Source organism: Streptomyces griseorubiginosus (assembly GCF_001514195.1).
GTDB classification, from domain to species: Bacteria; Actinomycetota; Actinomycetes; order Streptomycetales; family Streptomycetaceae; genus Streptomyces; species Streptomyces griseorubiginosus.
Window position 1 is genome coordinate 51966 of the sequence record NZ_KQ948742.1, and the last position, 12375, is coordinate 64340.

Genomic DNA, 12375 nt, shown 5'->3' on the forward strand with positions numbered 1-12375 from the left:
CCCCCTCCCCCTTCAAGACGGGGGCCCTAAGACGGGGACCCAAGACACAGCCCCCAAGATGCGGTCACACGTTCTACTTCACTTCGTCGTGCGACCTCCCTCTCATCCGGCTCCCCCGCACAACCGCTGCGCTTAGACTCCCTCGCGTGACACGTCGCGGGCCCCTTGGCAAGATGGCCCGAGCGGTCGGCAAGGTGCGGTAACAGGGAGGAAGCGTCTCGTGAGCAGCAGGCCATCCCGAGGCGCTGCTCGCCTCGCAGCCATACTCGACGCGCTTCCCGACGCGTTGGTGCTGGTCAACGCCAATGGGACCGTCGTCAACGCCAACACCATCGCCCTGGAGGCGTTCGAGGCGCCCGGGACGGCTCTGGTGGGGCGGGGGCTCCTCGATCTGCTCCCCGAGTTCGACTCGCGGCTCATCCCGGGCTCCATGCGCCGGCCCGACCACATGGACCCCCGCGGACGCACCAAGCCGACCCGGATGGTGGCCAGGAGGACCGACGGAACCGAGTTCCCCGTCGAGGTCACCAGCGCCAACCTGGAGAACGGCCAGCAGGCCTACGACGGTTACGGCTACAGCGGCGACGAACTGCTCATGCTCGTCGTACGCGACCTGACCGGGACCGTCGACACCGAGGCCGAGCTGGCGCGGTCGCAGCGGCAGACCGAGATGATCCTGCGGGCCGCGGCCGAGGGGGTCGTCGGGACCGACACCGACGGGCGGATCGTCCTCGTCAACCCGGCCGCCGCCCAGATACTGGGTTACCGGGCCAGCGACCTCGGCGGCCGCGAGCTCCACGACCTCATCCTGCACTCCCGCGCCGACGGCACGCCCTTCTCGTACGAGGAGTCCCCGCTCGCCGACACCCTGCGCTCCGGGCGCAAGCACCGGGTGCGCGGCCAGGTGCTGTGGTCCAAGAAGGGCGAGAAGGTCCCCGTCGACCTGACGACCGCGCCCGTGCGCGACGGCGACCAGCTCGTCGGCGCCGTGCTCACCTTCACCGACCGGCGGCCCTACGACGCCCTCGCCGACGAGAAGTCCGCCGCCGAGCGGGCCCACGCCGAGGAGCTGGAGCGGCTGGAGGAGGAGCACGCCTCCGAGCTGACCGCCCTGCGCCAGAAGCACATCACCGAGCTGGAGGAGCTCCAGGAGCGGCACGACGAGGAGATCGCCGCCGGCGAGGAGCGGTACGCCGCCCTCGGCGAGCGCGAGAAGGACCGCTACGAGGCCCTCGCCGGCCGGCACGACCAGCTGCTGACGCTGCTCGGGCGCTCCCTGCGCGGGCCCCTCGACGAACTGCGCCGCGAACTGTCCACGCTCGCCGCCGACGACGCCGGACAGCTGTGGCCCGAGGCCAACCAGGTCCTGCACCACCTCTCGGCCGGCTACTCCCGCATCACCCACCTCATCGACAACGTCCTCGGCTACCAGCGGCTCGACGCGGGCGCCGACGCCGTCGTCCGTACGAACGTCATGCTGGACGCCGTCGTCGCCGCCGGTGTGGACGGGGCGGTCGAGCTGATCGGGCCGGGGCGGGTCCAGTTCGCCGTCCACGCGCCGCCCATCGAGGCCGAGGTCGACGCCCAGCGCCTCGCAACCGCCCTCGCGCACCTCATCGCGGACGTCGCCGGCGTCGACGCGACCGGGAACGCTCCCGTGTCCGCAGGCGGTTACATGGACAACACGGTCGTCGTCGCGGCGGCACTGCGCGGAGAGAGCGTCCGTCTCGAGGTGCGCGGGCCGTACGCCGGGGGCGACCCGGTGCACGAGCCGATCGTGCGCGGGATCGTGCGCGCCCACGGCGGTGTGCTCCAGACGCACGAGGTGCCGGGCATGAGCGGCAGCGCGTACGTCCTCGAAGTACCCATCGGGGGTGGAGCGGGGGCCGTCTCGGTGCCCGGACCGGCCGCGCTGGAGGCCGCGCCCGTCCAGGCCGCACCCATGGAAGCCGGGTCCCCGGAGGTCGCTCCGGGCACCGATCCGGGGGAGAACTCCCCCGCCGAGGGAGGCGGGCGGCGGCGGGCCCGGCGGGCCTCCACCGACTCCTTCCTCGACGGTGACGTCCCGGCCGACGCCGACGAGTCCTCCGCGCCCACCGGGCGGCGCAGGCGGCGTGCGGCGGCCGAACAGGAACAGGCGGCCCTGGCCCCGCCCGCACAGGCCTCCGGCGAGGACGCGGACGGCGGCTCCGGAGGCTCCGGCGGTACCGGCCGGCGCCGCGGGCGGCCCGCCGAGGGCGCCGACGAAGGCGATACGGGCGACGCCGGGGTGTCCGAGGGTGCCGTGGTGACCGCCGCCGAGCATGCCGCGGGGTCCGCGGCGGTCGGAAGCGGTCTCGGCGGGACCGTGCCGCCGCAGGGCGTGCCCGCTCCGGCCGGACGCCGGGCCCGACGCGACGGCGGCGAGCAGCACGCGCTGCCGGCGGCACTGCCCGCGGGCGGCTCCGCCGGACCGGGGCAGCAGTCCCAGGGTCAGCCGGCCCAGGGGCAGCTCCAGATCGCCGGACAGTCCGCGCCGGGTGACGGCACTCCGCAGCAGGACGGGCGCCGACGGCGTGCGCTCGCCGCCGCGTCGGAGCGAGCGGCCGCGCAGGAGGCGGCCCCCCGCTCGGTGTTCGCCCTCCCGCCCGCCGACGCGGACCGCCCGGCCGGGGCCGATGCCGACACCGGTGCGGCGGGACCCGTTGCGGCACAGGGACAGCCCCTGGTGCCGGGCCAGCCCGTGGTGCCTGGTCAACCGGTGGTGCCGGGGCAGCCCGTGGTGCCGGGTCAGCTTCCGGGCCAGGCTCAGGTGCTGGGGCAGGTGCCCGCTCAGGGAATGGTTCCCGGGCAGGTCCAGACCCCGGGGCAGGTTCCGCAGGTACCGGCTCCGGTCCCCGGTCACCCCGATCCCTCCGACGGTCACGGTGAGGACGGTCGGCACGACGCCGTGCCGCACGACCAGGCCGACGACCACACGCCCCCGCAGCCGCACCCGACCACCGCGCCGACGGGCCGACGCCGACGGGCCGTCGCCCAGCCGCCCGAGCCGGCCGGTACGCCCGCTCAGGGAATGCCGGCACAGGGCGTCCCCGCACAGGCAGCCGCACCCGGTCAGGCCGTTCCAGGTCAGGCAACGCCGGGTCAGGCCGTGCCCGCGGCTGTTCCTACGACCCCTGCCCAGCAGGTCCCCGCCGCCGTGCCGCCGGTGCAGTACCCGGGTGTCCCCGTGCAGAACGCCACCGGACAGGCCGGTCTGGTCCCCCAGCCCGTCGCCGCCCCGGCCTCGCCCGTGCAAGCAGCCTCTCCGCAGACAGCTACTCCGCAGGCCACTCCTGCACAGGCCACTCCTGCCCAGGCAGCCCCGGCCCAGCCCGGCCTCCCGCAGGGTGTCCCCGGCCAGCCCGGCCTCGCGCAGCCGGGTCAGCCGCTCCCCGGGCAGCCCCTCCCCGCAGAGGCACCCCAGCAGCAGGCACCGGCGCAGCAGACGCCGGCGCAGGCCACTCCCGTTGCCCAGCCCTGGCTCGCCGCTCAGGAGACTCCCGGCGCCGGCATCGCCGTACCCCCGAACCAGCCGACCCCCCAGCCGGTGCAGACGTCCGCGCCCGGCCCGGCCACTCCGCCGCCCGGCGTCGCGCTGCCCGCGGACGCGGCACAGGCACAGCAGGCGCAGGCACAGGCACTGCAAGCCCAGGCACAGGCCCAGGCGCTGCAAGCCCAGGCACAGGCGCAGGCCCGAGCCGCCCAAGCTCAACCGCTGCCCGCCGAAGCCGCAACCGCAGCCGCAGCGGCCGTAGCCGCGGCCGCCGCCACCCCCGTGGACCCCAACTCGACCCAGGGCCGGGCGATCAGCGTGCGGACGCTCGGGCAGGGCGTGCCGTTCACCCGGCAGGCGGCGCAGGTGCAGCAGCCGGGGGCGGCCACGCCTCCGCCGCACCAGTCGGGCGGTTCGGGGCGGCGGCGCAAGCTCGGTACCCGGCCCGACCCCGCGGTCGCCACCGCCCCGGAGCAGGCGGCCCGTCCGCACCCGGCGGCCGAGCAGACCCCGGCGTCGGCCCAGGCGGCGCAAGTGGCACAGGTGGCACCGGCGGCCCAAGCCCCCCAGCCGCAGCCCTCTTTGGCCGGCCAGTCGAGGCTCGCGCACGCCACCGAGGCGGCCGGGCGGTCGTACGCCATAGGGGCCCCGGACGAGAACGCCGCCGAGGGGCCCGAGCCGCTGGACGGTCCCGGTGGGGCCGTCGAGATCCCCGACACCCCCCGGCCCCAGCCGATGGACGACGAGCTGCCCCCGGAGCCGCTGGACAACCCGCGGCGGCTGCTGGTGTGGCCCGCGCCGGACGTGACGACCCAGCAGGCGCTCAGCGACCGTGGCTACCGGCCCGTCATCGTGCAGTCGCGCGAGGAGGTCGACGCGCAGATCGCGGCCTTCCCCGCCGCGCTGTTCGTGGACCCGCTGACCGGGCCGATCACCCGTACCGCGCTCCAGTCGCTCCGGCAGGCGGCGGTGGCGTCCGAGGTGCCGATCATGGTGACCGCGGGGCTCGGACAGGCCTCGCGGGAGGCGGCGTACGGCGCCGATCCCGCCGTCCTGCTGAAGGCGCTTGCACCACGGGACAGCGAGCAGCATCCGCCGCGGGTGCTGCTGATCGAGGAGCACGCGGAGATCGCGCTGGCGCTGACGGCGACGCTGGAGCGGCGCGGGATGCAGGTCGCGCGCGCGGCGAGTGACGCGGATGCCGTGACCCTGGCCGGTCAGCTCAGGCCCAACCTCGTCGTGATGGACCTCATGCAGGTGCACCGGCGCAGGGCCGGGATCGTGGACTGGCTTCGGGCGAACGGGCAGCTCAACAGGACGCCGCTGGTCGTCTACACGGCTGCGGTGGACCAGGCGGATCTGCCTCGGCTGGCTTCCGGTGAGACGGTGCTGTTCCTCGCGGAGCGGTCGACCAGTGCGGAGGTCCAGGCGCGGATCGTCGATCTGCTCGCCAGGATCGGGACGAACTAGATCAAGGGCAGGCTGTCGTCCGCGGCGCCGTCGTGGCTGGTCGCGCCCACGCGGCAGAGCCGCACATCAACACGGCCCCGCGCCCCCGAAAGCTCTCAACACGGCCCCGCGCCCCCGAAAGCCCTCCGCTTCACCTGGCCACCAGCCTGCGCGCCGCTTCCCGCACCGAAGCCCGCAGCCGCTCCCGGTCCGCGGCCTCCCCGCCCACCAGGATCCGCTTCATCTGCGGCACCACGGCCGCCCAGTTCGCCACCGCGATCAGCAGGAAGAGCAGGTCGCGCGGAGGGATCGCGTCGGTGACGACTCCCCGGGCCTGGCCGTCCTCCAGGGTGGCGACCTTCGCGCGGTAGTGCTCCTGGCGTTCGGCCTCGTCGGGGAGTTCGGCCGTGGCGCCGTACTCCAGGCCCTCCCAGAACAGCAGGCGCAGGACCTCGGGGTGGGCCTCGTGGTAGTCCATGAGGCGGTCGATCCAGTTCTCGATGTCGTCCGGGTCGACCGGGACGGCGACGGCGAGGTCGAGCATGACCTTGCCGAGGACCTTGGTGAACAGCTCCGCCTTGTTGCCGAAGTAGGCGTAGATCAACTGCTTGTTGGCCTTGGCCTCGGTCGCGATGCGGTCGATGCGGGCGCCCGCGATGCCGTGCCGGGCGAACTCCGCGACTGCCGCCTCGAAGATCCGGGCCTTGGTCGCCTCGGGGTCCCTTGCTGCTGCCATGGGGGTCAGGGTACGGGCGCGGCAGGCGGGTAACCAACTATTTGGTTGACAGGGAATCGAAGGGCTTCCCACACTGTTGCACTGTTCCAACCAACCAGTTAGTTGTTAGAGCAGACTCGAAGGAGTCCCCCGGTCATGCCGACAACAACCGTCACCACCGGACGGCCCGCCAAGGCCTCCGCCGAGCGTGCGGGCTCGCTGCTCCTCGTCCTCATCGCCGTCTGCACCGCCGTCACGGCCGCCAACATCTACCTCGCGGCCCCGCTGCTCCCCCTCATCGCCCACGACTTCGGCTCGACAGCCTCCGCGGTGGCCTGGGTCGCCTCGGTCGCGCAGTTCGGCTACGCCTTCGGGCTGCTGGTCTTCGCCCCGCTCGGCGACAGCGTGAACCGGCGCCGACTGGTCGCCGTCCTCTCCCTCGTCACCACCGCGGCCCTGACGGGCGCGGCCCTCGCGACCGGCACCACCGCCCTCGCGGCCGCCGTCCTGGTCGCCTCTGCGGCCACCGTCGTCCCGCAGCTGCTGGTCCCGCTGGTCGCCCAGCGCGCCCCCGTCGAACGCCGGGCCCGGCACGTGGCCGCCGTCATCGCCGGCCTGTTCACCGGGATCGTGGCGGCCCGGGTGCTCGGCGGGCTGATCGGGCAGGCGTTCGGCTGGCGGGTGGTGTTCGTGGGCGCGGCCGTGCTGACGGCCGTCCTCGGACTCGCCACGGCCTACGCCCTGCCCGCCGAGCGGCCCCGCCGCTCCGGCCCGCTCTTCTCCGGCCTCACCACCCTGCCGTCCGTCGTCCGCCGTTCGCCCGACCTGTGGCGCGCGTGCGTGCGGCAGGCGGGGATGTACGGCGCCTGGAGCGCGCTGTGGACCTCGCTGGCGCTGCTGCTGACCGGCCCGTCCTACCACCTGTCGACCGCCACCGCCGGGCTGTTCGGTCTCTTCGGGCTGGCCGCGAGCGTGGTGGCGCCGCTGGCCGGCGGGTTCGTGGACCGTTTCGGCGCCGCGACGGTCGTGCGGTCGGCGTATCTGCTCGCCGCGGTGTCCGTGCCGCTGTTCTGGCTCGGCGGGCACGCGCTGTGGGCGCTGTTCGTCGCCGCGGTCGCCGTCCACGCGGCCCTGGTCGCCTCCCACGTCGCCAACCAGACCCTCGCCCTGACCACCACCGCCACCCCGGCCACCGCCAACACGGCCTACGTCGTCGCCGGTTTCGCGGGCGGCGCGACGGCCTCCGCCCTCGCGGGCTCGGCGTTCGGCTGGTGGGGCTGGGGCGGCGTGTGCGCGGTGGCGGGGGTGTGGCTGGGGCTGGGGTGGCTCACGACGTCGGTACGGCGGTGACGGATGCCGTACGGCGGTCAGGGCCCCGGTTCTCGTCCGGGGCCCTGACCGCCGTGTCGTCCAGGGCTGTCGGAGCCGTGCTCAGAGCTTGGTGACGTCCAGCTCGCCCTCCGCGTACTGCTTGCGCAGGACCTTCTTGTCGAACTTTCCGACGCTCGTCTTCGGCACCGCCGCGATGATCGACCAGCGCTCCGGGAGCTGCCACTTGGCGATCTTGCCCTCGGCGGCCAGGAAGGTCCGCAGGGACTCGAAGTCGGCGGTGGAGCCCTCCTTGAGGACGACCGTGGCCAGCGGGCGCTCGCCCCACTTGTCGTCGGGGACGGCGACCACGGCGGCCTCGGTGACGTCCGGGTGGGACATCAGCGCGTTCTCCAGGTCCACCGAGGAGATCCACTCACCGCCGGACTTGATGACGTCCTTGGCGCGGTCGGTGAGGGTGAGGAAGCCGTCGGGGGAGATGGTGCCGACGTCACCGGTCTTCAGCCAGCCGTCCTCGCTGAACTTGTCGGCGGGGCGCAGGGGTTCGGCCTCGGGGCCGTTGTAGTAGGCGCCCGCGATCCAGGGGCCGCGGACCTCCAGCTCGCCGGCGGACTCGCCGTCCCAGGGCAGTCGCTCGCCGCCGGGGCCGGTGAGGCGGGCCTCGACGGAGGCGGGGAAGCGGCCCTGGGTGAGGCGGTAGGCGAACTCCTCGGGGGTGCCGACGACGTGGGCCGGCGGGCGGGCGATGGTGCCGAGCGGCGAGGTCTCCGTCATGCCCCAGGCGTGGCAGACCCGCATGCCCAGGGCGTCGAAGGCCTCCATCAGGGAGGGCGGACAGGCCGAGCCGCCGATGGTGACCTGGGTGAGCGAGGAGACGTCCCGCGGCCGGGCGGTGAGCTCGGCGAGCAGGCCCTGCCAGATGGTGGGGACGGCCGCCGCGTGGGTCGGCCTCTCGCGTTCGATCATCGCGGCGAGGGGCTCGGGCTGGAGGAAGCGGTCCGGCATCAGCATGTTGACGCCGGTCATGAAGGTGGCGTGCGGCAGGCCCCAGGCGTTGACGTGGAACTGGGGCACGACGACGAGCGAGGTGTCCTGGTCGGTCAGGCCCATCGACTGGGCCATGTTGACCTGCATGGAGTGCAGATAGATCGAACGGTGGCTGTAGACCACGCCCTTGGGGTCGCCCGTGGTGCCGGAGGTGTAGCACATGGCGGCGGCCTGGCGTTCGTCCAGCTCGGGCCAGTCGTAGGCGGTGGGCTTGCCGGCCAGGAGGTCCTCGTACTCGTGCACACGCGCGTGGGTGCCTTCGAGGGTGCTGCGGTCGCCGGGGCCCGCGACCACCACGTGCTCGACCGTCTTGAGGTGCGGGAGCAGCGGGGCGAGCAGGGGGAGCAGCGAGCCGTTGGCGATGACGACGCGGTCGGCCGCGTGGCCCACGATCCAGGCCAGCTGCTCGGCGGGGAGGCGGAGGTTCAGGGTGTGCAGGACCGCGCCCATGGAGGGGATCGCGAAGTAGGCCTCGACATGCTCGGCGTTGTTCCACATGAGGGTCGCCACGCGCTCGTCGGCGGTGACGCCGAGGTCCTCGCGCAGGGCGTGCGCCAGCTGGGCGGCGCGGGTGCCGATCTCGGCGAAGGAGCGGCGGTGCGGCTCCGGCTCGCCGGTCCAGGTGGTCACCTGTGAGGTGCCGTGGATCGACGACCCGTGGGTCAGGATCCTGGAGATCAGCAGCGGTACGTCCTGCATGGTGCTCAGCACGGCGTCCTCCCGGGGCGACATTGCCTACGCGGTAGTAAGGGTGTGCGCCGATTCTGCGCACATACCACGCGGTATGTCACTAGAGCCGGGCGATCGATCACGTCACGTTGTGTTCACAACGGACGGTCGCGCCGCTGGGTTCCCTAGCGGGCGAGCACCAGTTCCGGGTCTTCGCGGAGCTTGCCGAGCGCCCGGGACACCGCGGACTTCACGGTGCCGACGGAGACACCGAGCACCTCGGCCGTCTGCACCTCGCTGAGGTCCTCGTAGTACCTGAGGACGACCATCGCGCGCTGCCGGGCCGGCAGCTTCATGATCGCCCGCCACATGGCGTCGTGCAGGGCCTGCTGCTCGGCGGGGTCGTCCTCACCGGGCACGGGCTCGGGCTCGGGGATCTCGTCGGTCGCGAACTCGTCGACCTTGCGCTTGCGCCACTGCGAGGTCCGCGTGTTCAGCAGGGCCCGGCGCACATAGCCGTCGAGGGCCCGGTGGTCCTCGATGCGCTCCCAGGCGACATAGGTCTTGGTCAGGGCGGTCTGCAACAGATCCTCCGCGTCGCTCGGGTTCGCGGTCAGCGACCGGGCGGTACGCAGCAGCACCGGCTGGCGGGCCTTCACGTACGAGGCGAACGAGGGGTACGCGAGGGTCTGCGTCGCCGGGACGGCGGCCTTCGAAGCGCTGGTGCAGACGGGTGTGGTCATGGCTCCACGCTAGGTTCGAGACCGCCTCCCCCTCATCGGCCACAGGTCCCGAAGACGACTCCGCCTCAGGTTGTAGAGGTGGGGCTGACTGCACCTCCTGTAGGTGGAGGACGAGGGGCGGGGTACTGCGGGTTCACCCCTGGGGGTCACCCGTCCGAGGTGAGCACCAGACCGGACGTCGGCACCCCGGTCCCCGCCGTCACCAGGACGCGTCCCGCCTGCGCCACCTGGTTCACCGCCGTCCCCCGCAGCTGGCGTACGCCTTCCGCGATGCCGTTCATACCGTGGAGGTACGCCTCGCCGAGCTGGCCGCCGTGGGTGTTGAGCGGGACCCGGTCCTCGCGCACGAAGTCCGCCGCCTCCCCCTTCCCGCAGAAGCCGAACTCCTCCAGCTGCATCAGGACGAACGGGGTGAAGTGGTCGTAGAGGATCGCCACGTCGACGTCCTGCGGGGTGAGGCCACTGGTGTGCCACAGGCGGCGGGCGACGACGTTCATCTCGGGCAGGCCGGTGAGGTCGTCGCGGTAGAAGCTGGTCATCTGTTCCTGGGCCCGGCCCGCGCCCTGGGCGGCCGCCGCGATCACGGCCGGGCGCTGGGCGAGGCCACGCGCGCGTGCGAGGGACGTGACGACGACCGCCTGGCCGCCGTCGGTCTCCTGGCAGCAGTCGAGCAGTCGGAGCGGCTCGACGATCCAGCGGGAGGCCGCGTGGTCGGCGAGGGTGATGGGGCGGCCGTGGAACCAGGCCGCCGGGTTGGTGGCGGCGTACCGGCGGTCCGTCACGGCCACATGGCCGAAGGCATCCGGGGTGAGGCCGTAGGTGTGCAGATAGCGCTGGGCCGCCATCGCCACCCAGGAGGCCGGGGTGAGCAGTCCGAAGGGCAGGGACCAGCCGAGGGCGACTCCCTCGGCGGAGGGCTCGCGGTGCTGGACTCCGGAGCCGAAGCGCCGGCCCGAGCGCTCGTTGAAGGCGCGGTAGCAGACGACCACCTCGGCCACGCCCGCCGCGACGGCCAGCGCCGCCTGCTGGACGGTCGCGCAGGCCGCGCCGCCGCCGTAGTGGACCCGGGAGAAGAAGGACAGCTCACCGATCCCGCAGGCCTGGGCGACGGTGATCTCCGGGCTGGTGTCCATCGTGAAGGTGACCATGCCGTCCACGTCGGCGGGGGTGAGCCCGGCGTCGTCGAGCGCCGCGCGGACCGCCTCGGCGGCCAGCCGCAGTTCGCTGCGGCCTGAGTCCTTGGAGAACTCGGTGGCGCCGATGCCGACGATCGCGGCCTGTCCGCCGAGCCGGTCACGCGCGCGTGTGCTCATCCGGCGCTCCCCAGGGCGAGGGTGACCGTGCCCGTGACGTGGTGGCCGAGGCCGTTGGCACCCACGACACGGACGGTCGCGAGATCGCCCTCCAGGGCTTCCACGGTCCCGGTCAACACCATCGTGTCCCCGGGGTAGTTGGGGACGCCCAGCCTGATCGCCACCTTCCTGAGCACCGCTTGGGGGCCGAAATGGTCGGTGAGGTAGCGGCCCACCAGGCCGTTGGTCGTCAGGATGTTCATGAAGACGTCCGGGGAGCCCTTGGCGCGGGCCGCCTCCGGGTCGTGGTGCACGTCCTGGTAGTCCCGGGAGGCGATGGCTCCGGCGACGATCAGGGTGCGGGTGATCGGGATCTCCAGCGGGGGCAGTTCGTCACCGGCCTTCATGCGTCCTCCTCGGCGGCCCTGAAGACGGGAAGCACCAACTCGTCGTCGTGGGAGTCGTAGGAACGGAATTCGAGCCGTACCGGCATCCCGATGCGCACCTTGTCGTACGGCGTCCCGACCACGTTGCTGATCATCCGGACGCCCTCGGCGAGTTGGACGAGGACGACGGCGTAGGGCCCCGCCGCGTCGCCGGCGTGATCGACGTCCGTGAACGCCGGGAAGGGCGGGTGGTGCATGACGACGTACGAGTACACCGCACCCTCGCCGCTCGCCTCCACGGTGTCCCAGTCGGGGTGGCCGCAGTGGGCGCAGCCGGGGAGCCAGGGAAAGCGGAGGGTCGCGCAGGCGGCACAGCGCTGGATGAGGAGCCGGTGCTGGGCGACGCCTTCCCAGAAGCCCGCGTTGTCGCGGTTGACGACGGGACGGGGGCGCGGGGGGCGGGACCGCTCGGGGCGGGGGAGCTCTGAGGAGGACCGCTCGGAGCGGGGGCGGTCCGACGAGGACTGCTCGGGGCGGGGGCGGTCCGAAGAGAATCCCTCGGAGCTGGGGCGCTCCGAAGAGGATCTCTCGGAGCCGGGCGGGGGCTGCTTCTGTCGTGCGGGGGCGTACTTGAGGATGCGGAAGCGGTGGGTGCCGACGAGGGTGTCGCCCACCCGGACGTCGGTGCGGGTGGTGACGAAGTGGCCGGTGCCGAGCTTGGTGGTCTTCCTGGCCGAGACCGACTCGATGAGGGTGTCGAAGGTGATCTCGTCGCCGGGGCGCAGGGGGCGCAGGTACTCCTGCTCGCAGTCGGTGGCGACGACCGAGGTGCAGCCGGACTCGTCGAGGAGGGCGAGGAGTTCGTCGTACGCCCGCGCGCGGCCGGTGTGTCCGGTGAGGCCGCCCATCGTCCAGGCCTGGAGCATGGTGGGCGGGGCGACGGCGTCGGGGCCGGCGTAGGCGGGGTTGGTGTCGCCCAGGGCCTCGCACCAGTGCCGGATCATGGGGACGTTGACGGGGTCCTTGCCGGTGGCGGCCACGGCGGCGGGGTGCCCTTCGTAGGACTTGAGCCGGGCCGTCAGGTCGTCGTCGTCCACGGGCGCACGCCTCCCTCGCTCACGGGTTTCTGACTGTCCGTCAGATGCGAGGGGTTGTCAAGGTCGTCGCCGGGCACGCGAATACGCCTGCGCGGCGGCGCCGAAGCACCGCCGCGCGGACGTGTGACCTCCCC

Annotated in this window: 8 protein-coding genes; 2 read left to right on the forward strand and 6 right to left on the reverse strand. The window is 73.3% G+C overall.

Going from position 1 to position 12375, the window contains the following annotated elements:
- The first annotated feature begins 220 nt into the window (after positions 1-220).
- Positions 221-4984, forward strand: coding sequence for a PAS domain-containing protein (locus AQJ54_RS32165; protein ID WP_169808259.1), 4764 nt, complete (start codon positions 221-223; stop codon positions 4982-4984).
- 130 nt (positions 4985-5114) lie between these two features.
- On the opposite strand, the gene AQJ54_RS32170 is transcribed toward AQJ54_RS32165, so the two are convergent.
- Complete coding sequence (locus tag AQJ54_RS32170; protein WP_062243191.1) at positions 5115-5699, reverse strand: TetR/AcrR family transcriptional regulator; 585 nt, start codon at positions 5697-5699, stop codon at positions 5115-5117.
- 135 nt (positions 5700-5834) lie between these two features.
- Here AQJ54_RS32170 and AQJ54_RS32175 point away from each other — a divergent pair, with 135 nt between their 5' ends.
- On the forward strand, positions 5835-7028 hold the full coding sequence (locus AQJ54_RS32175; protein ID WP_062243194.1) for an MFS transporter: 1194 nt from the start codon (positions 5835-5837) through the stop codon (positions 7026-7028).
- Positions 7029-7109: 81 nt separating this feature from the next.
- Here AQJ54_RS32175 and AQJ54_RS32180 read toward each other — a convergent pair whose 3' ends face one another.
- From AQJ54_RS32180 to AQJ54_RS32200, 5 genes are all read right to left on the reverse strand, one after another.
- Positions 7110-8786 carry a long-chain fatty acid--CoA ligase gene (locus AQJ54_RS32180; protein WP_062243197.1) on the reverse strand — a complete coding sequence of 559 codons (1677 nt, stop codon included), beginning with the start codon at positions 8784-8786 and terminating at the stop codon, positions 7110-7112.
- A gap of 122 nt (positions 8787-8908) precedes the next feature.
- Entirely contained in the window at positions 8909-9466 is a 558-nt protein-coding gene (locus AQJ54_RS32185; protein ID WP_020134048.1) for a SigE family RNA polymerase sigma factor, read from the reverse strand.
- A 146-nt stretch (positions 9467-9612) separates the two neighbouring features.
- On the reverse strand, positions 9613-10779 hold the full coding sequence (locus AQJ54_RS32190; RefSeq protein ID WP_062243200.1) for a lipid-transfer protein: 1167 nt from the start codon (positions 10777-10779) through the stop codon (positions 9613-9615).
- A complete protein-coding gene (locus AQJ54_RS32195; RefSeq protein WP_062243203.1) occupies positions 10776-11165 on the reverse strand; it encodes a MaoC family dehydratase in 390 nt (129 codons plus the stop codon). Before AQJ54_RS32195 ends, AQJ54_RS32190 begins: the two co-directional genes overlap by 4 nt.
- Positions 11162-12241, reverse strand: a complete 1080-nt coding sequence (locus AQJ54_RS32200) for a bifunctional MaoC family dehydratase N-terminal/OB-fold nucleic acid binding domain-containing protein (protein ID WP_062243206.1) — start codon at positions 12239-12241, stop codon at positions 11162-11164. The genes AQJ54_RS32195 and AQJ54_RS32200 overlap by 4 nt, the downstream gene beginning before the upstream one ends.
- Between the last annotated feature and the right edge of the window lie 134 nt (positions 12242-12375).